The sequence below is a fragment of the Curtobacterium sp. MCLR17_043 genome (assembly GCF_003224215.1).
Classification (GTDB): domain Bacteria; phylum Actinomycetota; class Actinomycetes; order Actinomycetales; family Microbacteriaceae; genus Curtobacterium; species Curtobacterium flaccumfaciens.
In genome coordinates, this window is record NZ_QKLH01000010.1 from 101,091 (window position 1) to 125,568 (window position 24,478).

Consider the following 24,478-nt stretch of genomic DNA (forward strand, 5'->3'; position numbering starts at 1 on the left):
CCGGTGCCAGCTGGCACCGGGCCTCCCGTCCGTCCTGTGGTCGCGCCGACGTGCCCTGCCCGGCCCCGCCACGCCGCTCACGTCCGCCGAGGTGTCACGAACCGTCGTCCAGACGCGGCCCGGGCGACACAACGTGACCACTCGGCGACCGGCCCGCGGCAGGTCTCGACCACTCGGCACCGCACCCGGCACCGCACCCGGCACCCCACTCGGCGCCCCGTTCGACGGCGCCGGGCAGTCCCGCGTCACACGCTTGCGCCAGCCCGCTGCTCCGGTGCTACCGTGGGTCTCGATGTACTCGGCACTCCTCCTCCTTCGCTGCCGCGACGAGGCCTGACACTCCGGCCCACCTCGTCGCGGAGTCCGTCGTGGCCGCACCACAACAGCTCACGAACACGCGACGAAAGCGAAGAACGATGCAGAACACCCAGCAGCCCTCCGGGATGCCGATCCACAAGTACGTCCCGTTCCACGAGCAGATCAGCGTCGACCTGCCGGACCGGACCTGGCCCACGAAGCGCATCGACAAGGCACCGCGCTGGTGTGCCGTCGACCTGCGTGACGGCAACCAGGCCCTCATCGACCCGATGGACGCCGAGCGCAAGCGGGCGATGTTCGACCTCCTCGTCCGGATGGGCTACAAGGAGATCGAGGTCGGGTTCCCGAGCGCCTCGCAGACCGACTTCGACTTCGTCCGGTCGCTGATCGACGAGGGCGCGATCCCCGACGACGTCACCATCCAGGTCCTGACCCAGGCGCGCGAACACCTCATCCAGCGCACCTACGAGGCGATCGACGGCGCGAAGCAGGCCATCGTCCACCTGTACAACTCGACGAGCATCGTGCAGCGCGAGGTCGTCTTCCGCACCGACGTGCAGGGCGTGGTGGACATCGCCGTCACCGGTGCGAAGCTCTGCAAGGCGGCCGAAGCCACGCTGCAGCACGACACGACGATCTACTACGAGTACTCGCCGGAGTCCTACACGGGCACCGAACTCGAGGTCGCACTGGAGATCTGCAACGCCGTCCTCGAGGTCTTCGAGCCGACGCCCGAGCGCAAGGTCATCATCAACCTGCCCGCCACCGTCGAGATGGCCACGCCGAACGTCTACGCCGACTCGATCGAGTGGATGTCCCGCCGCCTCGCCCACCGCGAGGACGTCATCCTGTCGCTGCACCCGCACAACGACCGCGGCACCGCGGTCGCGGCCGCCGAGCTCGGCTACATGGCCGGTGCCGACCGCATCGAGGGCTGCCTGTTCGGCAACGGTGAGCGCACCGGCAACGTGGACCTGGTCGCCCTCGGGATGAACCTGTTCACGCAGGGCATCGACCCGGAGATCTCGTTCGCCGACATCGACCAGGTGAAGCGCACGGTCGAGTACTGCAACCAGCTGCCGGTGCCCGAGCGCCAGCCGTGGGCGGGCGACCTCGTGTACACGGCGTTCAGCGGCTCGCACCAGGACGCCATCAACAAGGGCTTCGAGGCGATGAAGGCGAAGGCCACCGCCGCGGGCAAGGACATCGACGAGATCGAGTGGGCGGTGCCGTACCTGCCCGTCGACCCGAAGGACATCGGCCGATCGTACGAGGCCGTCATCCGCGTCAACTCGCAGTCCGGCAAGGGCGGTGTGGCGTACCTGCTCAAGACCGACCACGCCCTCGACCTGCCCCGCAAGCTGCAGATCGAGTTCTCCGGCGTCGTGCAGCGGCACACCGACACCGAGGGCGGCGAGTTCTCGTCGCAGCGCATCTGGGACGTGTTCCAGGACGAGTACCTGCCGGCGTCGATCGACGACGAGAAGTGGGGCCGGTACGAGCTCACCAAGACCGCGACGTCGAGCGATTTCGAGGGCACGACCTCGCTGTCCGTGGCACTCCGGGTCGACGAGGGCGCGGTCACGGCCGAGGCCGTCGGCACCGGTCCCATCGACGCGTTCCTGAAGGTGCTCGCCGAGCAGGGCGTCCAGGTCACGCTGTACGACTACTCGGAGCACACGATGAGCGCCTCCGGTGACGCGAAGGCCGCGTCCTACGTCGAGCTCGACGTCGACGGCGTGCGCCTGTGGGGCGTCGGCATCGACGCCGACATCTCGACGGCGTCGCTCAAGGCGATCGTGTCCGCGGTGAACCGCGCGGTGCGCGCGGGTGCCGCGGCCGGCGCCGACGCGCCGGAGCTCGTCTCCGCCTGAGACGCAACCAGGCCAGGAGGCGCGGTGCGGGTCCGTCCCGCCCCGCGCCTCCCGGCTGTGCGCACGTTCACTGCCTGACGCAAGACGCCGTCGTGTTGCCGAGGCGCCTCCGAAAGTCGCGGCGTCTCGACGAGTGCGCGGCGTCCGGCGAAGACGACGGCGTCTTGTCGCAGCGCCCCCACCCCGGACCGCACGCGGCTGTCGGCGGGGCGGGGGATACTGGGGGCATGCCGCTGTACCGGGACGAGTGCGTCGTGTTGCGCACCCACAAGCTCGGTGAAGCCGACCGCATCGTCACGATGCTCTCGCGGCAGCACGGCAAGATCCGCGCCGTGGTCAAGGGCGTGCGGCGGACGGCGTCGAAGTTCGGCAGCCGCCTCGAGCCGTTCATGGTCGTCGATGCCCAGTTCTACGAGGGCCGGTCGCTCGACATCGTCACCCAGGCGGAGTCCCTCGGTGCGTACGGCGCCCAGATCGTCGCCGACTACGGCGCGTACACCGCGGCCAGCGCCATGGTCGAGACCGCCGACCGACTGAGCGAGGCCGACGCCGGGCTGCAGCAGTACCTGTTGCTCGTGGGGGCGCTGCGCTCGTTGTCGCGCGGTGAACACCAGTCCAGCGCGACCCTCGACTCGTACCTGCTCCGCGCGATGAGCATCGCGGGGTGGGCGCCCTCGTTCAGCGACTGTGCGGTGACGGGGGAGCCCGGCCCGCACTCGGCGTTCGTGGTGCAGCTCGGTGGTGTCGTCGCCGACCGTGCGGCCCCCCCGGGCACGCCGCGGCTCGACCCGGCGACGCTCGGGGTGCTCGGCTCCCTGCTCGCCGGCGACTGGGCGACGGTCGACGCCACCGACGAGCGGACGCGTTCGCGGGCCTCCGGCGTGGTCGCGGCCTACGCCCAGTGGCACCTGGAACGATCGCTCCGGTCCCTGCCGCACGTCGACCGCTCCGAGCACCCGATGCCGGTGCCGCAGACCCACGGCGGACCCGAGGCGACGGCGCGCGCGGTGGCTTCGACCCCGGCACCCGCCGTGCCCGAACCCGATCCTGATCCCGCTGTCGAAGGAGCCCCCACCGCATGAGCCCCCGCCGCCCCGACGACGTCGAACCGTTCCGTCCGATCGACTGGACCGGCGAGACGCCCCCGGCGATCCCGGCCCGGTTCGTGCCGGAGCACGTGGCCATCGTCATGGACGGCAACGGCCGGTGGGCGAACGGCCGCGGCCTGACCCGGATCGAGGGGCACAAGGCGGGCGAGGCCTCGCTGCTCGACGTCGTAGCGGGCGCGATCCAGATCGGTGTCGGGCACGTGTCGGCGTACGCGTTCTCGACGGAGAACTGGAAGCGCTCCCCGGAAGAGGTCCGGTTCCTGATGGGCTTCAACCGCGACGTCATCCGCCGTCGCCGTGACCAGCTGCACCAGTGGGGCGTCAAGGTGCGGTGGGCAGGCCGGCGTCCGCGGCTGTGGCGGAGCGTCATCGACGAGCTCGAGACCGCCGAGCGGATGACCGCGGGCAACGACGTCCTGACGCTGACGATGTGCGTGAACTACGGCGGCCGGAACGAGATCGTCGACGCCGTGCGGGGCATGGCCGAGGACGTCGCAGCCGGTCGCCTGAAGCCGAGCCAGGTCACCGAGAAGGCACTCGCCAAGCGCCTGTACGTGCCCGAGATGCCCGACGTCGACCTGTTCCTCCGGAGCTCGGGGGAGCAGCGCACGAGCAACTTCCTGCTGTGGCAGTCCGCCTACGCCGAGATGGTGTTCCTCGACCGGCTCTGGCCGGACTTCCGTCGCACCGACCTGTGGGGTGCGATCGAGGAGTACGCCAGCCGTGACCGACGCTACGGCGGCGCCGTCGACACCCCGACGGCCTAGCCCAAGCCCGAGCCCAAGCCCCCGAGCCCGGCCCCTCAGCCCGGCAGCGGCCCCTCGAGCAGGTGGGCCGCGGAGCGCACCGCGTCGAGCGCCGCACGGACGCTCGGCACCCGGTCGGCACCACGGGCGACGACGACCTCGACACGCCGGGCCAGCTCGTCGTCCACGGGGTCGATCGCGACACCGGCGGGGATCACCGTCGTCGCGAGTGCCAGCCGGGGGAGCAGCGCCACCCCGAGCCCGGCGGCGACGAGTCCCACCACCGCGGCCGCGTTGTCCGTCTCCAGCACGATGTCCGGCGTGAACCCCGCGCTCGCGCACGAGGCGAGCAGGTGCCCACGGCAACGCGGGCAGCCCCCGATCCACCGGGCGTCGTGGTGGGACGCGAGGTCCACGACGGTGGAGCCGGCGGTGCGGAGTCGCTCCGTGCCTCCCGGCTCGACCGGTGTCACCAGCGCGAGCGGGTCGCGACCGAGCGCCCGGGTGACGAGGCCCGGGTCCGGGGTGGTCCCGACCTCGTCGCCGACGTAGGTGAAGGTGAGGGCGACGTCGACCTCGCCACCGCGCAGCAGGTCGAGTGCCTCGGGCGGCTCGACCTCGACGTACGAGGTCGTCACGCCGGGCGCCGTCGCGGCGAGCCGGGCGAGCACGGCGGGCACCAGGGCGGAGGACGCGCTCGGGAACCCGGCGAGTCGCACCCGGCCACGGCTGAGTCCGCCGACGGCGTCGAGGTCCTCGCGCGCCGCGGTCAGGGCGGCCTGCACGTGCAGGGCGTGGTCGGCGAGCACCTGCCCGGCGTGTGTGAGGGTCGCGCCCCGTCCGCCGCGCAGCACCAGCGCGTGCCCGAGACGCTGCTCGGCCCGGGCCACCAGCTGGCTGACGGCCGGCTGGCTCGACCCGAGTGCGGCGGCAGCGCGGGTGATCGACCCGCCGTCGGCCACGGCGCGGAGGACCCGGAGCAACTGGGGATCGATCTCGTCCATCATCCGATGTTATCGGTGGCACAACGAATCGGCCCTGGTGTGATGGCTCGGGAACCGGGACGCTGTCCGCATGGACTCCTTCCCCGCCGGCCGCGGCTACCTGGCGGCGTGCACCGCGGGCCTGCCGACCCGCGGCACCCTCGCTGCCCAGCGCGCCGACCTCGACGCGTGGTCCCGGGCCGAGACGTCGCCCGCCCGGTACGGCGCGCTGGTCGAGCAGGGACGTGCGCTCTTCGCCGCGCTGGTCGGCGTCCCGGCGGAGCGCGTCGCGACGGGCTCGCAGACCTCGGTGATGGCCGCGGTCGTCGCCGACGCGCTGCCGGACGGCGCCGAGGTGGTCGTCCCCGACGGGGACTTCAGCTCGGTCGTCTTCCCGTTCCTCGCCCAGGCACACCGCGGCGTCCGGGTCCGGAGCGTCCCGCTGGACCGGCTCGCCGCCTCGGTCGGGCCCGACACCGCCCTCGTCGCGTGGTCCGCGGTGCAGTCCGCCACCGGCGTGGTCACCGACCCCGACCCGGTCGTGGCCGCCGCCCGACGCGTCGGCGCTCTGACCCTCTGCGACCTCACGCAGGCCGCCGGCGTCCTGCCCGTCGACGCCGCCCCGTTCGACGTGACGCTCACGCACATCTACAAGTGGCTCTGCGCGCCGCGCGGCGTCGCCTTCATGACACTCTCCGACACCGCCCTCGGTCGGCTCCGCCCGGTGCAGGCCGGTTGGTATGCCGGGGCGGACGTCTGGTCCTCCTGCTACGGCCCCGCCATGCACCTGGCCGACGACGCGCGTCGCTTCGACGTCTCGCCGGCCTGGCAGGCGTGGCCCGGTGCCGTGGCCGCGCTCGAGCACGCGGTCACGCTCGACCAGCAGGCGGTCTGGAGGCACGCCACCGGTCTCGCGGATCGGCTGTGCGACGCGCTCGGCTCGCCTCGGCAGGGCGACGGGCAGGCGATCGTGACGTTCGCGGACGCCGACGGGTCGGCCCTCCGGGCCCTCACCGCCGCGGGGCTCACCGCTTCGGGGCGTGCCGGGCGACTGCGCATCGCGTTCCACCTGTGGAACGACGAGTCCGACGTGACCGACGTCGTGGCCGCGCTGGGTGGGGTGGGGCCGGCCACGTCGGCGAGGTGAGCGTGGAGGGCGGACCCGGGGCGGGCCTCCCGGGCCGGGATCGCCGGTAGTCTTGCCCGGACCGTTTCCGCACCGAGCACCCAGCTCGGCGACCTCTGGAGCACCCTTTGGCACAGCCCTCCCGTCTCGACAGCGTCATCGCCCTGGCCAAGCGCCGCGGCTTCGTCTTCCAGTCGGGTGAGATCTACGGAGGCTCCCGCTCCGCGTGGGACTACGGGCCCCTCGGTGTGGAGCTCAAGGAGAACATCAAGCGCCAGTGGTGGCAGCGGTTCGTCCGCGGCCGCGGGGACATGGTCGGCCTCGACTCCGCGGTGATCCTGCCCCGCAAGGTGTGGGAGGCCTCCGGCCACGTCGCGACCTTCACCGACCCGCTGGTGGAGTGCCTGCACTGCCACCACCGGTTCCGCGAGGACCACCTGATCGAGGCGTTCGTCGCGAAGAAGGGCCGCGACCCCGAAGGCCGCATGGCCGAGATCGCCTGCCCGAACTGCGGCACCCGCGGTGAGTGGACCGAGCCCCGCGAGTTCTCCGGGATGCTCAAGACCTACCTCGGCCCGGTCGAGTCGGAAGAGGGCCTGAACTTCCTGCGCCCCGAGACCGCCCAGGGCATCTTCGTCGACTTCGCGCAGGTCGTCACGACGAGCCGCATGAAGCCCCCGTTCGGCATCGGGCAGGTCGGCAAGGCGTTCCGCAACGAGATCACGCCCGGCAACTTCATCTTCCGCACGCGCGAGTTCGAGCAGATGGAGATCGAGTACTTCGTCCCGCCGGCCTCGGCCCAGGAGCACTACGAGCAGTGGATCGCCGACTCGGTCGCGTTCTACACCGACCTCGGCATCGACCCCGAGAACCTGCGTCGATTCGACGTCCCGGACGGCGAGCGGGCGCACTACTCCGACGCCACCGCCGACATCGAGTACCGCTTCGGCTTCACCGGCTCGGAGTGGGGCGAGCTGATGGGCGTCGCGAACCGCACCGACTTCGACCTGAACAACCACATCGAGGCGTCCGGCCAGGACCTCCGGTTCTTCGACCAGGCCGCCAACGAGAAGTACGTGCCGTACGTCATCGAGCCGTCGTTCGGTCTGACCCGTGCACTCATGGCGTTCCTGCTCGACTCGTACCACGAGGACGAGGCCCCGAACGCGAAGGGCGGCGTCGACAAGCGCACCGTCCTGCGCCTCGACCCGCGCCTGGCCCCGGTGAAGGCCGCCGTCCTGCCGCTGTCGCGCAACGAGCAGCTCTCGCCCGTCGCCCGCGGCCTGGCCGACGACCTGCGCAAGAACTGGAACGTGGACTTCGACGACGCCGGTGCCATCGGACGTCGCTACCGTCGCCACGACGAGATCGGCACGCCGTTCTGCATCACGGTCGACTTCGACACGCTCGAGGACAAGGCCGTCACGGTGCGCGAGCGCGACACCATGGGCCAGGAGCGCGTCTCGCTCGACCAGCTGCAGGGGTACCTGGCGCAGCGGTTGCTCGGCGCCTAGGGGTTTCGGCTCCGCAAGACACCGGTGTTCGTGCGTTGCACACCCGCAATCGGGTGTTCGACCTGCGAACACCGGTGTCTTGCTGCCAGCGACGGGAATGCGTGCCGCACGAGCGCGTTGGGGTCAGCATGAACGACTCCGTGAAGGTCGATGTCTGGTCGGACATCGCCTGCCCCTGGTGCTACATCGGCAAGCGCAAGTTCGAGGCCGGCGTCGCCGCGTTCGGCGCGTCGACCGAGGGCCGTCCCGTCGAGGTCGAGTACCACTCCTTCGAGCTCAGCCCGGACACCCCCGTCGACTTCGAGGGCACCGAGGCCGAGTTCCTCTCCGGCCACAAGGGCATGCCCGTCGACCAGGCGCAGCAGATGCTCGACCAGGTCACGGCCATCGCCGCGGGCGTCGGCCTGGAGTACGACTTCGAGGCGATGCACCACACCAACACCGTGAAGGCCCACCAGGTCATCCACCTCGCCAAGCAGCACGGCAAGCAGCTCGAGATGGTCGAGCGCCTGTTCACCGCCTACTTCGAGCGCGGCGAGCACGTCGGACAGGAGTCCTCGCTCGCCGACCTGGCGGCGGAGATCGGTCTCGACCGCGACGAGGTCCTCAGCACCCTGCGCGACGACGCCCAGCTCGCTGCGGTCCGCGCCGACCAGGCCCAGGCGCAGGCATACGGGATCAACGGCGTGCCGTTCTTCGTGATCGACGGCAAGTACGGCGTCTCGGGCGCCCAGGACCCCAGGGCGTTCGAGCAGGTGCTCCGCCAGGTGGTCGCGCTCCGCGAGACCACGCCGGAGGAGGTCGCCTCGGCGGCCGAGCGCGCTGCGGACGACGCGAGCGCCGACGTGGCGGTGACCCGATGACGGACATGACCATCAGCGACAAGGGCGCGGTGCGCCTCCAGGCCGTGACGTCGGTACCGTCCGTGCCGGACGCGCTCACGGGGCTGCCGGGCGTCCGCGGCTTCTCCGCCGCTTCCAGCGTTCCCAACCTGGAGGCCCGTCCCGCGTTGCTGACGCTCGTCACGCCCGGCGGTGCGCCGGTCTGCGAGGGCGACGCCTGCCTGATCGACGCCGGCTCGTTCGCCGGGGCCGAGGGCGACTGGTCCGAGGTGCCGGACTGACGGCTGCGTCAGTCGCGCTGCGGTTCCTCGTCGGTGATGTCGGCGACGGTCGCGCCGTAGGCGGCGACGAGCGCGTCGGCGTCGACGAAGGCGCTCGCCCCGTGCCGGCCCGCACCCAGGGCGACGCGGCGTCCGACGATGCGCTCGTCGGCGTACACCGGCAGGTCGCCCGTGGCGCCGATCGGCGTGATGGTGCCGCGCTCGTAGCCGGACGCCCCGAGCGCGGTGGCGGCGTCGGGCATCGAGAGCTTGTTCACGCCGACGACCGTGCGGAGCTTCTTCCAGGCGATGCTGCGGCCGCCGGGCACCAGGGCGAGCAGGAACCCGCCGTCGTGGCGCTTCACCACCAGGGTCTTGACGATGTCGCCGGGCTCGATGCCGAGCAGTTCGGCGGCCTCGTGCAGGGAGTTCGCGGCCGGGCGCTCGACCACTTCGACCGGCAGGCCGCGGGCCTGGGCGTCGGCGTCGAACCGGGTGCTGGCGTCGGTCGTCATGTGGAGAACGCTACCGGCGCGCACCGACGTGGGAAGATGGAACAGGTATGACGATCACACAAGCACCCGCCTCGCGAGTCGGCGGCCCCCTGCGCATCGGCCCGATCGAGGTCGACGTGCCGGTCGTGCTCGCGCCGATGGCCGGGATCACGAACATGGCCTACCGCCGGCTGTGCCGCGAGTACGGCGCCGGGCTCTACGTGTGCGAGATGATCACCTCGCGTGCGCTGGTCGAACGGACCCCCGTGTCGATGCAGCTCATCCAGCACCACGAGTCCGAGACCCCGCGGTCGATCCAGCTGTACGGCGTCGAGCCGAACACCGTGGCCGAGGCGGCGTCGATCCTGGTGGGCGAGGACCGTGCCGACCACATCGACCTGAACTTCGGGTGCCCGGTGCCCAAGGTCACCCGCAAGGGCGGCGGCGCGGCCCTGCCCTGGAAGCTCGACCTGTTCCGCGAACTCGTCACCAAGACCGTGCGCGCCGCCGGCGACGTCCCCGTCACGGTGAAGATGCGCAAGGGCATCGACGAGGACCATCTGACCTACCTCGACGCCGCCCGCATCGCGCGTGACGCCGGGGTCGCCGCGGTCTCGCTGCACGCCCGCACCGCGAACGAGCACTACTCCGGGCACGCCGACTGGTCGGCGATCGCCACGCTGAAGGAGACCGTCACCGACATCCCGATCCTCGGCAACGGCGACATCTGGTCGGCCGCCGACGCGCTCCGGATGATCGACGAGACCGGCGCCGACGGCGTGGTCGTCGGGCGTGGCTGCCTCGGCCGCCCGTGGTTGTTCGGTGACCTGGCCGCGGCGTTCCGCGGCGAGGGGCTGCGGTACATGCCGTCCCTGGGCGAGGTCGCCGACGGGTTCCGCCGGCACGCCGAGCTGCTCGTCGAGTTCTTCGGCGACGAAGAGCACGCCTGCCGCGACATCCGCAAGCACGTTGCCTGGTACTTCAAGGGGTACCCGATCGGCAGCGACGTCCGGGCCGGCCTGGCGATGGCGTCGAGCCTGCAGGAGATCGACGACTTCCTCGGCCAGCTCGACCACGACGCGCCGTACCCGGGCGCCGACGCCGAGGGGCCGCGCGGTCGTGCCGGGCACCCGAAGCGCACCGCCCTGCCCGACCGCTGGCTCGAGAGCCGCGACGTCGACTCCGAGTTCCGCAAGGTCCTGGCCGCCGCCGAGCTGCACCACAGCGGCGGATGAGCGCCACCGCCTCGTACGGCCCGGCCGACGCGGAGCGCTGGCTCCCCGAAGAACACGGCAACCGCCGCTCGGACTTCGCCCGTGACCGCGCCCGACTGCTGCACTCCAGTGCGCTCCGGCGTCTGGCCGCCAAGACCCAGGTGCTCAGCCCGACCGCGGGACTCGACTTCGCCCGCAACCGGCTGACCCACTCGCTCGAGGTCGCGCAGGTCGGCCGCGAGCTCGCCGACTCGCTCGGGCTCGACCCCGACGTGGTCGACACGGCGTGCCTGGCGCACGACATCGGGCACCCGCCGTTCGGGCACAACGGCGAGACCGCGGTGAACGCCTGGGCGACCGGCATCGGCGGCTTCGAGGGCAATGCGCAGACGCTCCGGCTGCTGACGCGGCTCGAGCCGAAGGTCTACGGCGTCCGGCCCGGGGCCGACGTCGACCGTCCGTTCGGGCTCAACCTGACCCGTGCGTCGTTGGACGCCAGCTGCAAGTACCCGTGGCCCGCTGCGCAGGGGGTGTCGGAGTCGTCGTCCGGGCGCACCAAGTTCGGCTTCTACGACGACGACCACGACGCCTTCGAGTGGCTCCGCGCCGGCGCCCCGCGTCGCCAGCGGTGCATCGAGGCGCAGGTCATGGACCTCGCCGACGACATCGCGTACTCGGTGCACGACTTCGAGGACGCCGTCGTCGCCGGGTTCATCGACGTCGCGGCCCTGGGTGACCGCGTCGGCGAGAACGACATCGTGACCGCCATGCACGCCTGGGTCGGCGACGACCTGAGCCGCGACGAGCTGCTCGAGGCGTTCGACCGCCTGCGTGCGCTGCCGCTCTGGATGACCGCGTACGACGGCTCCCGCCGTGACGCCGCACGCCTCAAGAACCTGACGTCGCAGCTGATCGGACGCTTCGCGCGCACCGCCACGACGGCCACCCGCGAGTCCTACGCCTCGGGATCGCTCGTGCGGTTCGCCGCGTCGGTCGTCACCCCGCCCGAGATCATCGGCGAGATCGCGGTGCTCAAGGGCATCGTCGCGGCCTTCGTGATGACCCAGGGCGACCGTCAGCCCGTGTACGAGGACCAGCGTCGCGTGCTGACCGAACTGCTCGACGCGCTGGCGGCGACCGGTGCGTCCGACCTCGAGCCGGGCTTCGCCGCCGACTGGCACGCCGCGGACGACGACGCCGGCCGATTGCGCGCCGTCGTCGACCAGGTCGCGAGCCTGACCGACCAGGGCGCACTCGCCTGGCACCGACGTCTGGTGGTGGGTGACCGTGACCCGGTCCACATCGCCGTCTGACCGGTCCGCCGACGTCGGTCCCACGAACTAGGATCGAGGGGTGGCTGGCAGGATCGCGCGGAACGACATCGACGAGGTCCGCTCGCGTGTCAACATCGCCGACGTCGTGGGCGACTACGTCACGCTGAAGCACGCGGGCGTCGGGTCGATGAAGGGCCTGTGCCCCTTCCACGACGAGCGCTCCCCGTCGTTCCACGTCCGGCCACAGGTCGGCCGCTACCACTGCTTCGGCTGCGGCGAGGACGGCGACGTCTTCAGCTTCATCATGGCGCAGGACCACACCACCTTCGCCGAGGCCGTCGAGCGCATGGCCGCGAAGATCGGCTTCACCCTGCACTACGAAGAGGGCGACGGGCCGCGCACCGACTACAACACCCGTGCCCGGCTGATCGCGGCGAACGAAGCCGCGCTCGAGTACTTCACGGGGCAGCTCACCACGGCCGCCGCCGACCCCGCCCGCCGGTTCCTGGGGGAGCGCGGGTTCGACCCCTCGGCCGCCCAGCACTTCGGCGTCGGGTTCGCGCCGAAGTCCTACGACATGCTCAAGGACCACCTGCGCGGGCGCGGCTTCACGATGGAAGAGCTCGTGTCCGCCGGCCTCGTCAGCCAGGGGGACCGCTCGCCGTACGACCGGTTCCGCGGGCGCCTGATGTGGCCGATCCGCGACGTCACCGGGGCCACCATCGGGTTCGGGGCGCGCCGCCTGCTCGAGGACGACAAGGGCCCCAAGTACCTCAACACGCCCGAGACCCCGATCTACCACAAGAGCCAGGTGCTCTACGGGCTCGACCTGGCCCGCCGCGACATCTCGAAGCAGAAGCAGGTCGTCATCGTCGAGGGCTACACCGACGTGATGGCGTGTCACGTCGCGGGCGTCACGACCGCGGTCGCCACCTGCGGCACGTCGTTCGGCGTCGACCACATCAAGGTGCTGCGCCCGATGCTCGGTGACCTGGCCGGCGCCGACCCGAACGCCAACGGCGAGGTCGTCTTCACGTTCGACCCCGACGAGGCCGGGCAGCGCGCAGCCTCGCGTGCCTTCGCGGAAGAACAGCGGTTCGCGGCGCAGACCTACGTCGCCGTGGCACCCGGCGGGCTCGACCCGTGCGACCTCCGGCTCGCCCGCGGTGACGACGCCATCCGCCGATTGGTCACGAACAAGCGCCCGATGTTCGAGTTCATGATCCGCCGCACCCTGGACGGCCACGACCTCGAGACCGTCGAGGGGCGCGTCGGTGCCCTGCGTGCGGCCGCCCCCGTGCTCGCTGGCATCCGCGACCGCTCGCTGACACAGGGCTACGTCCGCGAACTCGCCGGCTGGCTCGGCATGGAGATCCCCGAGGTCCGTCGGTCGGTCGAGACCGCCCGACGCCGTGCGGGCTCCGCCGGGCAGGACGACCGGTCCGCAGGCGCAGGGCGCGACGGCCGTGCCGGCAACGGCACGGACGGGGCCGACACCCCCGACGAGCCCGTCGCCGGGATCCGCTCGCTGCCGAACGACCCGATCAGCCGCATGGAGCGCGACGCCGTGATGGCGATGGTGCAGCAGCCCACGTCCGTCGGCGCACCGATGCTCGGACTCGCCGCGTCGGCCACGTTCTCGACGCCGATGCTCGCCGCGGTGCGGGACGCCGTGGTCGCCAACGTCGACGTCATCGGTGCGGGGGACTGGCTCGACCGGCTGCTCGCCGACGTGCCGGCGCCGCTGCGAACCCTGACGCACGAACTCGCCCTCGCACCGATCCCCGCGCGCAACGCGGAGGACCTGGCGGCCTACTGCCGGAGCATCGTCGTGGCCCTGGTCGAGCGCGACCTGCTCGCCCGCAAGGCCTCGTTGCTCGGGCAGCTGCAGCGCGCCGACCCGCACGAGCAGGCCGAGCGCCGCGTTGAGATCCAGCGGCAGCTCGTCGACATCGACGGGCAGCGGATGCGGTTGCGCGCCGACGCCGAGGCGTCCTAGGGCCCTTCGCGCGGCTGGTGCCGGGCGTGCGCGAGGTCGCACGACGCGCCGCATGCGTGTCGCCGAGGTCGCACGAACTGTCGTGCGGCGGGGCTGCGAGCGGCAGTTCGTGCGACCTCGGCGGTCCGTGAGTGGTCAGGACGTGCTGTCTGTCGGGCCTCGAGTGGTCGCAGATCGTCGGTTGGCCGGGGTCCGGCCGACGGGACGTGACCGCTCGGGGTGGGGCGGGCGGTGAGTCGTGACCGGTCGGCGGGGGCGTGGGACGCGGCGGACGCGGGGCGGGCCTCCAGGCCGGCGGCACGGCTTCACGACGCGCCGCGTGCGCTTCGCCGAGATCGCACGAACCGTCGCTCGACAGGCGCTCTCGGCCGCCGGACCGCCCCGGTTGCACCACGCAACTTTCGTGCGTGACGCGCCGCTCGACTCCGGCGGAATCATGCATCATGCGGCAGGCCCGTGCATTACAGCGGTGTAAACAAATCGCCCCCGGTTCGTTCTGTTCCGTGACAGGGTGATACCAATGAGCGTTCCTGGCCGGGCACACAGACGTTCCACCCTCCGGCTCAGGACTCTTGCAATCATGACCAGAGAGGCAGCGGACATGGCATCCGTGACCAAGTGGGGCAAGCGCGGCATCGCGCTCGGCGCCGGTGCAGCAGCGACGGCGCTGGTGCTGACCGGCTGCGCGAGCAGCAGCGTGAGTGACACCGAACTGAACGGCCTGAGCATCGGGACGACGGACAAGATCACGTCCCTCGACCCGGCCGGTTCCTACGACAACGGCTCCTTCGCCGTGCAGAACCAGGTGTTCCCGTTCCTGATGAACACGCCCGTGGGGAGCCCGGACGTCGAGCCGGACATCGCCACGAAGGCGGAGTTCACGAACCCGACCACCTACGAGGTCACCCTCAAGGACGGGCTCGAGTTCGCGAACGGCAACAAGCTCACGTCGAGCGACGTGAAGTTCTCGTTCGACCGCGAGCTGAAGATCAACAACGAGAACGGCCCGCAGTCGCTGCTGGCCAACCTCAAGAGCATCGACACCCCGGACGACACCACCGTGGTGTTCAACCTCGACCACGCCGACCAGACCTGGCCGCAGGTGCTCTCGAGCCCCGCGGGTCCGATCGTCGACGAGGACGTCTTCAGCGCGACGAAGCTCACCAGCGCCGACGACATCGTCAAGGGCAAGGCCTTCGCCGGGCAGTACCAGATCAGCTCCTACAAGGAGAACGACACGATCCAGTACAAGACGAACCCGAAGTACGACGGCCTGCTCGGCAAGGCGAAGACCGACGAGGTCACCGCCAGCTACTACACCAAGGAGACCGACCTCAAGCTCGCCGTGCAGAAGGGCGACGTCGACGTGGCGTACCGCTCCCTGACGCCGACCGACATCTCGGACCTGCGCAAGGACGACTCCCTCAAGGTCACCGACGGCCCCGGCGGCGAGATCCGCTACGTGGTCTTCAACTTCAAGACGCAGCCGTTCGGCACCGGGCAGGACGACGCCGACGAGGCGAAGGCCCTGGCCGTGCGCCAGGCCGCTGCCGACGTGGTCGACCGTGCCCAGCTCGCGAAGGAGGTCTACAACGACACCTTCACCCCGCTGTACTCGATGGTCCCGGACGGCCTGACCGGCGCGGTCCAGCCGTTCAAGGAGATGTACGGCGACGGCGACGGCGGCGCGGACGTGTCCAAGGCGAAGAAGACGCTGTCGGACGCCGGCGTCAAGGGCAAGGTGCAGCTCGACATCCAGTACGCGCCCGACCACTACGGTTCGGCCTCGGACGACGAGTACGCGCTGCTCAAGCAGCAGCTCGAGGACTCCGGTCTGTTCACCGTCAACATCCAGTCGACGGTCTACACGACCTACGCCCAGGAGCGCACCAAGGACGCCTACCCCGTGTACCAGCTCGGCTGGTTCCCGGACTTCTCCGACGCCGACAACTACCTGTCGCCGTTCTTCACCAAGGAGAACTTCGTCCAGAACCACTACGACGACCCGGAGATCCAGGACCTCATCGCGAAGGAGCAGGCCGAGTCCGACCCGGACAAGCGTGCTGACCTGATCGAGCAGGCCCAGGAGCGCGAGGCCACCCAGATCTCGACGCTGCCGCTGCTGCAGGGCAAGTCCGTCGCGGTCGCCGGCAAGGACGTCAAGGGCCTGACCCTCGACGCCTCGTTCAAGTTCCGGTACGCCACCCTGAGCAAGTAGCACCAAGCCCCACGTGCAGGCCGCGGGCGTTCCCACGAGGAACGCCCGCGTGCCTGTGCAACGGCGACGAAAGGCACACACCCCGTGACCCTCAGCACTCCCGAGGCGACGCAGGACGTGAACGGCACCGATCCCACCAAGCCACAGGCACAACGCAGTGCCAAGAACAGTGGCGGCGGACTCGGCCGGTACATCCTCGTCAGGTTCCTCCTCATCATCCCGACCGTCTTCATCCTGGTGACGCTCGTGTTCTTCCTGATGCGCGTCATCGGGAACCCGATCACCGCGTCGGTCGGCGGTCGACTCACGCCGAGCCAGCTGCAGGAACGCCTGCACGCGGCCGGGTACGACCGGCCGGTGCTCGTGCAGTACTTCGAGTACCTCGGCAACATCCTGCGCGGCGACTTCGGCACCTCGTCGACGGACAACCGTCCGATCACCGACATCATCGTCACGTACGGCGGTGCGACCGCGGAGCTCGTGTTCTACGCGCTCATCGTCGCGCTGGTGCTCGGCATCCCGCTCGGCATGCTCGCCGCGTACACGCGTGACAAGTGGCCGGACGTGCTGCTGCGTGCGCTCGCGATCCTGACCTACGCCACGCCGGTGTTCTTCGGCGGTCTGCTGCTCAAGCTCGTCTTCTCGGTGTGGCTCGGCTGGCTGCCCCTCGGCGACCGGGCCTCGACCCGGGTGTCGCTCATCCTCGACGGCATCCCCGGCGCGAGCGGCATCTACATCATCGACGCGCTCCGCACCGGCAACGCCCAGGTCATCGGCGACGTGCTCCAGCACGCCGTCCTGCCCGCGCTGACGCTCGGCCTGCTCACCGCCGGCATCTTCCTGCGCCTGGTGCGCGCGAACATGATCGGCTCACTCGGCTCCGAGTACGTCGACGCCGCCCGGTCCCGCGGTGTGCGCGAGTCGCGGTTGGTGCGCACCCACGCGTTCCGTCCGGCCCTCGTGCCGATCATCACCGTGATGGGGCTGCAGATCGCGATGCTCCTGGGCGGCTCGGTGCTCACCGAGACGACCTTCGGGTGGCGCGGTCTGGGCTTCGAGCTCAACCAGTACCTGTCGGCCCGTGACTTCGTCGCGGTGCAGGGCATCGTCGCGATGCTGGCGGTGATCGTCGCGGTGACCAACTTCATCGTCGACGTCGTCGCCGCCCTGATCGACCCGAGAGTGAGGTTCTGACGATGGCCGACACCACCCTCGTCGATCGCCACGAGCCGCTCTGGAAGCGACTCCCCGTGGTGGTCCAGCTGCGCCGGAGCACCGGCTGGCAGCGCGCCATGCTCATCGTCGGCGTGGTCATCTGCGCCCTCTACCTGCTGGTCGCGGTGTTCGCACCGCTCCTCGCCCCGTACGGCTTCGGCCAGCTGCAGGGCGCGGACGGGCAGAGCTTCCCGCGCACCGGTGCACCGAGTGCCGAGCACATCTGGGGCACGACGGTCGGCGGCTTCGACGTGTTCAGTCGCGTGCTCTACGGCGCCCGCACGGCCGTGCTCGTCGTCATCGTCGCCGTGATCGTCTCGATCATCGTCGGTGTCCTGCTCGGCATGGTCTCCGGGTACCTGGGCGGCTGGCTCGACCGCGTCCTGGTGGTCGTGGCCGACGCCATCTACGCGTTCCCGTCGCTGCTGCTCGCGATCATCGTGTCCATCGTCATCTCCGGCGGCAACTCGAGCTACTCGGGGGGCATCATCGCGGCGGCGATCTCGATCACCGTCGTCTACGTGCCGCAGTACTTCCGCGTGGTGCGTGCCGAGGCCGTCCGGCTGAAGAACGACGCGTTCGTCGAGTCGGCGCGCGTGATGGGCACGAACCCGTGGCGCATCATGACGCGGCACGTCCTGCGCAACTCGACCCGTTCCCTGCCGCTCATCCTGACGCTCAACGCGAGCGACGCGATCCTGACCCTGGCCGGCCTCGGCTTCCTCGGGTTCGGCATCGGCCCGACGTCCGGTGCCGAGTGGGGCTACGACCTGAGCCGTGCACTCTCGGACGTCGCGAGCGGCGTCTGGTGGACCGGTGTCTACCCGGGTGTCGCGATCGTGGTGCTCGTGCTCGGCGTGACCTTCATCGGCGAGAGCCTGAACGACATCTCCGACCCCCGCCTGCGTGCACGCCGACGCCTGAAGCAGCTCGTGTCGACGCGCGACACGCGCGACGCCGAGGCACCGCGCACCGCCGGGAACGACACGGAAGGGACGGGCGTATGACCCCGACCACCCGCCTGCAACCGGGCGACACCACCACCGAGCCGGTCGTCGTCGTCGACGACCTGACCGTCACCTTCGCGACCGACGGCGGCGCCGTCGACGCGGTCAAGGGCGTCAGCCTCGACGTCCGCCCCGGCGAGGTGCTCGCCCTGGTCGGCGAGTCCGGCTCGGGCAAGTCCGTCACGGCCCGCAGCATGCTGCGGCTCATGCCGGAGACGGCGACACTCGGCGGCGCGGTGCTGCTCGACGGCACCGACGTCGTGTCGGTCGGCTCGCAGAAGCTCCGCGAGCTGCGCGGGACCGCCGGTGCGATGGTGTTCCAGGAGCCGTCGACCGCGCTCAACCCCGTCTTCACCGTCGGGTGGCAGATCGCCGAGGGGCTCCGTGCCCACGGCGGCGTGTCCAAGAAGGAAGCACGGGCGAAGGCCATCGACTACCTCGGCCGCGTCGGCATCCCCGACCCCGAGACCCGCGTCGACCACTACCCGCACCAGTTCTCCGGTGGGCAGAAGCAGCGCGTGGTCATCGCGAGCGCACTGGCCCTCGAGCCGAGCGTCATCATCGCGGACGAACCGACGACGGCACTCGACGTCACGGTGCAGGCCGAGATCCTCGACCTGCTGCGCCGGTGCCGCGACGAGTTCGGCACCGCGATCGTCGTCATCACGCACAACATGGGCGTGGTCGCCGACCTGGCCGACCGCGTCGCCGTGATGTACCAGGGCGAGATCGTCGAAGAGGCCACGGCGACGGCACTGTTCGCGACGCCGCAGGCCGACTACACCAAGCGGCTGCTCGCGGCGGTGCCCCGGCTCGAGGCGTCCACCGGGGTGGCCCGGCGCGCCGCGATCTCCGAGGACGTCACCCCGCTGGTGGAGGCGAAGGGGCTCGAGATCGAGTACCCCGGGCGGCTCGGTTCGCCGGCGTTCAAGGCGGTCAAGGGCGTCGACCTGGCGATCCGTCCGGGCGAGGTCCTCGGCCTGGTGGGGGAGTCCGGCTCGGGCAAGACCACCATCGGCCGGGCCATGGCGGGGCTGACGAAGGTCACCGGCGGCTCGCTCAAGGTCCTCGGCGCCGAGATGCTCGGGTACCGCGAACGCGACTTCAAGCACCTGCGCAAGGACATCGGGTTCGTGTTCCAGGACCCGGCGACCTCGTTCAACCCGCTGCTGACGATCGCCGAGTGCGTCGCCGAGCCGCTGGTCGTGCACAAGGAGGTCTCGAGCCCCCGTGCCGCGCGCAAGCGGGTGGACGAGCTGCTCGAGGCCGTGCAGCTGCCGGCCGCGTACGGCGACCGCTACCCGCACGAGCTCTCCGGCGGGCAGCGCCAGCGTGCATCGCTCGCCCGGTCGCTCGCGCTCCGGCCGAAGCTGCTCATCGCCGACGAGCCGACGAGTGCGCTCGACGTCTCCGTGCAGGCCCGGGTGCTCGAGCTCTTCCTCGAGCTGCAGCAGGACCTCGGCTTCGCCTCGCTGTTCATCAGCCACGACCTCGCGGTCGTCGGCGCGCTGTCCGACCGGATCGCGGTGCTGTACCGCGGCGACCTGGTCGAGACGGGCACGACGGCGCAGGTCCTCGGCGCGCCGCAGCACCCCTACACGCAGCGGCTCCTCGCGTCGCTGCCGGTGCCGGACCCAGCCGAGCAGGCGGAGCGACGGCGTACGCTGGAGCGACTGGAGAACGTCGGGTCCTGACCCGACGTGACCCGCCCTGGAGGCCCGCCCAGCGTCGTCGACGCACGCCGGGCCTCCAGGGCGGTCGTCTCCACTGCTGCACGCACGACGGACCTGCCAGGGCGGCCCGTCGCGAACCGCCGCCTGGGGGCGGCGTGGAAGGGGACCCATGATCGCGGTCAACGGACCGGCGGTCGTCGCGGACGACGTGTCGATCGAGTACCGGGGGGGACGCGGGGGCGAGTCCATCCGGGCCGTCGACGGCGTGAGCCTCACGGTCCGGCAGGGGGAGATCCTCGCCCTGCTCGGTGAGTCGGGATCGGGCAAGTCGACCTTCGCCGCCGCCATCGCCGGCCAGCTCGGATCCCACGGCGAGGGCGAGGGCGCCCTCCGTCGGCACATCGTCGGCGGCGAGCTGACCGTGCTCGGCCAGAAGACCCGGGGCCTCCGTCCCTCGTCGCGCAAGCTCGAACGGCTGAGCGGCCGGATCGGGTACCTGCCGCAGGACGGCGCCGACCGGCTCAGCCCGGACCTGACCGTCGGCGAGGCCGTCGCCGAACCGATCTACGCCCGCGACCGCCGGTTCGACCGGCGCGAGGCCGGGCTCATCGTGGCCCGGCTGCTCGACGCGGTGCACCTGCCGCTCGGGGCGATGCGCCTGAACACGTGGGAGCTGTCGAGCGGTCAGCGCCAGCGTGTCGCCCTGGCGAAGGCGCTCGTGCTCGAGCCCCAGCTCCTGGTCGCGGACGAACCAGCGCGCGGCGTCGACGTGCTCGTGCGGCAGTCCGTGCTCGAGGCCCTGGCGACGCTGCAGCGCGGCCGGCAGTTCTCCGCCGTCGTCGTGTCCAGCGACCTGCGCGAGGCCCGCGCCCTCGCCGACCGCGTCGCCGTGATGGCCGACGCCCGGCTCGTCGGGCTCGGCACCTTCGACGAGGTCCTCGACAACCCGGTCGACCCCTACGTGAAGACCCTCGCCTCGACCGCGGCCCGCGGCGTGAAGCGTCGTCCGGCGCCGACGACGGCCCGCCGTTCGTCGGCGCCGCGCCGTCCGCTCGCCGCCGGCACCGGCCCGCGCACCGACCGTCAGGAGAACGCGTGAGTGCCACTTCCCAGGGCCCCCGCGGCCACCGCGCCGTCGTCCCCACGTCGGGTGCACCGCTGCCGATCGACGCCCCGCAGCCCGGGCCGGTCGCCGTGCTGCCGGAACCGACGGACCTGCACGTGGACGCCGTGACCGAGGCCGGCGGCACCGTCGCCTCGCTCGACGCCGACACCCGCGGCGTCGTCTGGCTCGACCCTCGCGACCCGGCCGGCCTCGCCGACGCGCTGTCGTCGGCACCGGGGGTGGGTTGGGTGCAGCTGCCGTTCGCCGGCGTCGACGCCTTCGCGCACCTGATCCAGGAGCACGGCGACCGCGTGCTGTTCACCTCGGCCAAGGGTGCCTACGCGGAGCCGGTCGCCGAGCACGCGCTGGCATTGACCCTCGGCACGCTCCGTGTCCTGCAGAAGCGCGCTCGTGCGTCGTCGTGGGCCACCGAGCCCGAGGGTGTCTCGCTGTACGGGCGGAACGTCGTCGTGATCGGTGCGGGCGGGATCGCCCTCGAGTACCTCCGGCTGCTCGCGCCGTTCGACGTCGACGTCACGGTCGTGCGCCGCTCGCCCGAGCCCGTGCCGGGAGCCGCGCGGACCGTCACCACCGACGAGCTCGACCGGGTCCTGCCCGACGCCGACGTCGTGATGATCGCGGCGGCGATGACCTCGGGCACCGCGAAGCTCTTCGGTGAGCAGCAGTTCCGGATCATGAAGCCGTCCGCCCGGCTCGTGAACATCGCCCGCGGCGGCCTCGTGGACACCGATGCACTGGTCGCCGCCCTGCGCGCGGGGGAGATCGCCGCGGTCGGCCTCGACGTCACCGACCCCGAGCCGCTGCCCGACGGGCACCCGCTCTGGTCGGAGCCCGGCGCGGTCATCACCCCGCACCAGGCCGACACCCCGGAGATGGTCGCACCGCTGCTCGCCGAGCGCGTCCGGCTCAACGCCGCGGCGTTCCTCGGGGGCGACGGCGAGGGCTTCGTCGGCGTCGTGGACCCGGGCGCCGGGTACTGACACGGGGGCCTCGAAGCGCGGCGCGCCCGGGCGGCGTGTCCGATGCGGTGGAGGGCCTCAGCGTCCTGCTATGCTGTTACCCGTTGTTCGCACGTCATTCGCCAGCGGACAGTGATCCTCGATAGCTCAATTGGCAGAGCAGCCGGCTGTTAACCGGCAGGTTGTTGGTTCGAGTCCAACTCGGGGAGCGACAGGTCCTCATCCCTTCGGGGGTGGGGACCTTTTGCGTTGCGGACGGTGATGAAGACGCCGGCGTCTTCGATGCACGCCGCCCCGTGCTCGAGACGCCTCCGGATTCGGCGGTGTCTCGCCGGTTCGGGTGCGTCCTGGCGGGACGCCGGCGTCTGCGCGGGACGCCGGCGTGTGCCTGGACGCCGGCGTGTGCCTGGACGCCGGCGTGTGCGGGTCAGCGGTCGTCGGGCTCTTCGGGCTCTTCGGGCTCGATGCTGAGGGTGCCGTCCCGGTTGTTGTCGTTGATCACGCCGGTCTTCGTGACGTAGACGTCGAGGTAGTCGAGCCGGAAGTGCTCGAGCTGGTCGTCGTACTCCGCCAGGAACGCGCGGACCTGCTTCGGCATGGGGCGCCGGTCGTCGTGGCCGACCACCACCGCGTCGAACGGTCCGAGCTGCGGCTTCTGCGTGCCACGGTCGCCGAAGTAGATGCGCCAGGTGTTCGCGCTGAACCGGGCGAACAGGACGTTCTCGTCGTCCTTGCCACGGACCTCGAGCGCCTCCGTCAACATCGCGATGCCGCTCGGACGGGTCTGCACGACGGCGACGCCCAGCCGTGCGACGGGGATGAGCAGCGCGGCGACGAGCACTGCTGCCGCAATGCGTCCGAGGGGCGGCCGGACGGTCGCCAGTCGCCCGTACCCGATCGCCGCCAACGCGATGATGAACGGCATCCACGCGTCGTAGTAGTACGGCAGCGAGACGTTGGCGACGATGACGTAGAAGACGAGGAAGACACCGAGGGCGATGCCGAGGTACGCGACCAGGCGGTCCGGTCGGACGACGAGCGCGGCGACCACACCGATGGTCAGGACGGTGAGCAGCAACCAGCCCGTGCCGTCGGCGAGGAACGCGAAGTTCGCCCACCACGGTGCCGCCGGGTAGATCGTCCCGAGGATGGTCGTCGGGTGCCCGTGGGCGTTCTGCTGCGCCTGGAACCGGAGCATCTGCCCGATGGCCGCGAAGAGCCCGACCGGCAGGTAGACGACCACGAACACGACCACGAACGCGACGCCGCCGTACAGCGCACCGACCCCCAGGTCGCGCCACCGACGGAACAGCAAGGGGAGTGCTCCCACGGCGAGGACGAGCACTGCCGTCGACACCTTCGAGGTCACGGACAGTGCGAGCAGCGCACCCGCTGCGGCCACCCACCACCGGTTGCCGGTCCGCATCCAGCGCCAGGCCGCGGCGAGCGAGGCGACGGCGAAGAAGACCATGAGGGGTTCGAGCATCGCGAACCGGTCGATGCGGACGCCGATGACCGACCCGGCTTCCGCCCAGGACGAGCCCGAGCCACGCGGCGTCAGCCACCACATCGCCGCCGCGGTCAGGCCGGTCCAGAAGCCGACCTCGCGTCGCAGCCAGAGGAACAGGACGACACCCGTGCCGAGCATCGCGGTCGCAGCCACCAGCCTCGGTCCGAGCGGCCCCTGTCCCACCAGGAGCTGCGCCACGCCGTACACGTACTTCGCGAGCGGCGGGTGCTCGAGGTTGAGCGAGAAGTTCCCGTGCACGTAGGCCCAGCTCGCGCGGAGGTACACGAACTCGTCGTTCACGATGGTCGGACGGCCGAGGTGCCAGTAGGCGACGAACACAGCAGCCAGGGCGACGACCACGAGGGCCGTCGCACGGACGGGGCGGGAGTGCAGGCGGGGGATGAGGACCTCCAGGACAGGGCGATGCCGGACCATCATCGCAGGAGCCGCCGTACGGGTCGTCCGCAGCGCTTGCTGTTAGCGTTCACAGGTGCACCGTTCCCGTTCGCCTCGACTCACGCTCCTGGGCGTCGTCGTCGCCGTGACGGCGGTGCTCACCGGCTGCAGCAGCGTCGGCCCGGACACCGACGCGTCCGAGGACCCGACGAGCTCGGACACCGGCCTGGGCTCGGGCGCGTCGCCCGTGGTCTTCGCGTTCGTCTGCGCCGCCGACGGATCGGACAGCGAGACCTACACCACCTACTCGGCGGTGTGGGAGGCCGAGCGCGCCGACTGCTCGGCGAAGCGCCTGACCGGGTCGGTGCCGTCGAGCCAGCAGCAGGCCGCGGTGGCGGCGGCGCGCGGCGACGCGACCCTCGTCGAGCTCGCGAGCACGTGCGCGGTCCGCGGCTCGGCGCCGTGGACGTCGGCGGTCGCCGACGCGCGCGGCGCGCACGTGGCCGCCGGGCTCCTGCGGTACTGCCCAGGGCACCCGGAGACCGACCGCCTGCGCGACGCACTGGCTGCCTACCGGGGCTGAGCCGGGCCTCCAGGCCGCCCGCCGGACCAGCGACGGGC

At 71.3% G+C, this 24,478-nt stretch carries 20 protein-coding genes and 1 tRNA gene; 18 read left to right on the forward strand and 3 right to left on the reverse strand.

Going from position 1 to position 24,478, the window contains the following annotated elements; all coding sequences use genetic code 11:
* Positions 1-416 precede the first annotated feature (416 nt).
* From leuA to DEJ03_RS11270, 3 genes are all read left to right on the forward strand, one after another.
* Positions 417-2,192: a 2-isopropylmalate synthase gene (gene leuA / locus DEJ03_RS11260; protein WP_110864652.1), complete on the forward strand. Its 1,776-nt coding sequence runs from the start codon at positions 417-419 to the stop codon at positions 2,190-2,192.
* A gap of 227 nt (positions 2,193-2,419) precedes the next feature.
* On the forward strand, positions 2,420-3,274 hold the full coding sequence (gene recO, locus DEJ03_RS11265; RefSeq protein WP_110864653.1) for a DNA repair protein RecO: 855 nt from the start codon (positions 2,420-2,422) through the stop codon (positions 3,272-3,274).
* Positions 3,271-4,068, forward strand: coding sequence for an isoprenyl transferase (locus DEJ03_RS11270; RefSeq protein ID WP_071251399.1), 798 nt, complete (start codon positions 3,271-3,273; stop codon positions 4,066-4,068). Before recO ends, DEJ03_RS11270 begins: the two co-directional genes overlap by 4 nt.
* Before the next feature lie 35 nt (positions 4,069-4,103).
* Here the strand turns inward: DEJ03_RS11270 and DEJ03_RS11275 are convergent, their stop codons facing one another.
* Positions 4,104-5,051 (reverse strand): LysR family transcriptional regulator, encoded by a 948-nt coding sequence (locus tag DEJ03_RS11275; protein ID WP_258370770.1) that lies wholly within the window; start codon positions 5,049-5,051, stop codon positions 4,104-4,106.
* Positions 5,052-5,121: 70 nt separating this feature from the next.
* On the opposite strand from DEJ03_RS11275, the gene DEJ03_RS11280 reads away from it, so the two are divergent.
* The 4 genes from DEJ03_RS11280 (at position 5,122) to DEJ03_RS11295 (ending at position 8,793) form a co-directional block, all read left to right on the forward strand.
* The gene (locus tag DEJ03_RS11280; RefSeq protein WP_110864655.1) at positions 5,122-6,177 is read left to right on the forward strand and encodes an aminotransferase class V-fold PLP-dependent enzyme; all 1,056 of its coding nucleotides are present in this window, start codon (positions 5,122-5,124) and stop codon (positions 6,175-6,177) included.
* 107 nt (positions 6,178-6,284) lie between these two features.
* Positions 6,285-7,670 carry a glycine--tRNA ligase gene (locus DEJ03_RS11285; protein WP_110864656.1) on the forward strand — a complete coding sequence of 462 codons (1,386 nt, stop codon included), beginning with the start codon at positions 6,285-6,287 and terminating at the stop codon, positions 7,668-7,670.
* A 128-nt stretch (positions 7,671-7,798) separates the two neighbouring features.
* Positions 7,799-8,533 carry a DsbA family protein gene (locus DEJ03_RS11290; RefSeq protein ID WP_110864657.1) on the forward strand — a complete coding sequence of 245 codons (735 nt, stop codon included), beginning with the start codon at positions 7,799-7,801 and terminating at the stop codon, positions 8,531-8,533.
* Entirely contained in the window at positions 8,530-8,793 is a 264-nt protein-coding gene (locus tag DEJ03_RS11295) for a hypothetical protein (protein WP_110864658.1), read from the forward strand. The genes DEJ03_RS11290 and DEJ03_RS11295 overlap by 4 nt, the downstream gene beginning before the upstream one ends.
* An 8-nt stretch (positions 8,794-8,801) precedes the next feature.
* Here DEJ03_RS11295 and DEJ03_RS11300 read toward each other — a convergent pair whose 3' ends face one another.
* The gene (locus tag DEJ03_RS11300; RefSeq protein WP_110864659.1) at positions 8,802-9,287 is read right to left on the reverse strand and encodes an aminoacyl-tRNA deacylase; all 486 of its coding nucleotides are present in this window, start codon (positions 9,285-9,287) and stop codon (positions 8,802-8,804) included.
* A gap of 47 nt (positions 9,288-9,334) precedes the next feature.
* On the opposite strand from DEJ03_RS11300, the gene dusB reads away from it, so the two are divergent.
* From dusB to DEJ03_RS11350, 10 genes are all read left to right on the forward strand, one after another.
* On the forward strand, positions 9,335-10,501 hold the full coding sequence (gene dusB, locus DEJ03_RS11305; protein ID WP_110860455.1) for a tRNA dihydrouridine synthase DusB: 1,167 nt from the start codon (positions 9,335-9,337) through the stop codon (positions 10,499-10,501).
* Positions 10,498-11,793, forward strand: coding sequence for a deoxyguanosinetriphosphate triphosphohydrolase (locus tag DEJ03_RS11310; protein ID WP_110864660.1), 1,296 nt, complete (start codon positions 10,498-10,500; stop codon positions 11,791-11,793). The genes dusB and DEJ03_RS11310 overlap by 4 nt, the downstream gene beginning before the upstream one ends.
* 40 nt (positions 11,794-11,833) lie before the next feature.
* On the forward strand, positions 11,834-13,753 hold the full coding sequence (dnaG, locus tag DEJ03_RS11315) for a DNA primase (RefSeq protein WP_110864661.1): 1,920 nt from the start codon (positions 11,834-11,836) through the stop codon (positions 13,751-13,753).
* Between the two features lie 601 nt (positions 13,754-14,354).
* Complete coding sequence (locus DEJ03_RS11320; RefSeq protein WP_071405356.1) at positions 14,355-15,971, forward strand: ABC transporter substrate-binding protein; 1,617 nt, start codon at positions 14,355-14,357, stop codon at positions 15,969-15,971.
* An 84-nt stretch (positions 15,972-16,055) separates the two neighbouring features.
* Positions 16,056-17,165: an ABC transporter permease gene (locus tag DEJ03_RS11325; protein WP_372439454.1), complete on the forward strand. Its 1,110-nt coding sequence runs from the start codon at positions 16,056-16,058 to the stop codon at positions 17,163-17,165.
* Positions 17,166-17,167: 2 nt separating this feature from the next.
* Positions 17,168-18,193 (forward strand): ABC transporter permease, encoded by a 1,026-nt coding sequence (locus DEJ03_RS11330; protein WP_110864662.1) that lies wholly within the window; start codon positions 17,168-17,170, stop codon positions 18,191-18,193.
* Entirely contained in the window at positions 18,190-19,887 is a 1,698-nt protein-coding gene (locus tag DEJ03_RS11335) for an ABC transporter ATP-binding protein (RefSeq protein ID WP_110864663.1), read from the forward strand. The genes DEJ03_RS11330 and DEJ03_RS11335 overlap by 4 nt, the downstream gene beginning before the upstream one ends.
* A 148-nt stretch (positions 19,888-20,035) precedes the next feature.
* On the forward strand, positions 20,036-20,965 hold the full coding sequence (locus DEJ03_RS11340) for an ATP-binding cassette domain-containing protein (RefSeq protein WP_110864664.1): 930 nt from the start codon (positions 20,036-20,038) through the stop codon (positions 20,963-20,965).
* Complete coding sequence (locus tag DEJ03_RS11345) at positions 20,962-21,972, forward strand: D-isomer specific 2-hydroxyacid dehydrogenase family protein (RefSeq protein WP_258370772.1); 1,011 nt, start codon at positions 20,962-20,964, stop codon at positions 21,970-21,972. The genes DEJ03_RS11340 and DEJ03_RS11345 overlap by 4 nt, the downstream gene beginning before the upstream one ends.
* A 115-nt stretch (positions 21,973-22,087) precedes the next feature.
* Positions 22,088-22,160, forward strand: a tRNA-Asn gene (locus DEJ03_RS11350).
* Positions 22,161-22,378: 218 nt separating this feature from the next.
* Here the strand turns inward: DEJ03_RS11350 and DEJ03_RS11355 are convergent.
* The gene (locus DEJ03_RS11355) at positions 22,379-23,899 is read right to left on the reverse strand and encodes a phospholipid carrier-dependent glycosyltransferase (RefSeq protein WP_110864665.1); all 1,521 of its coding nucleotides are present in this window, start codon (positions 23,897-23,899) and stop codon (positions 22,379-22,381) included.
* A gap of 52 nt (positions 23,900-23,951) precedes the next feature.
* On the opposite strand from DEJ03_RS11355, the gene DEJ03_RS11360 reads away from it, so the two are divergent.
* Positions 23,952-24,440 (forward strand): hypothetical protein, encoded by a 489-nt coding sequence (locus tag DEJ03_RS11360; RefSeq protein ID WP_071405350.1) that lies wholly within the window; start codon positions 23,952-23,954, stop codon positions 24,438-24,440.
* Positions 24,441-24,478: the final 38 nt, after the last annotated feature.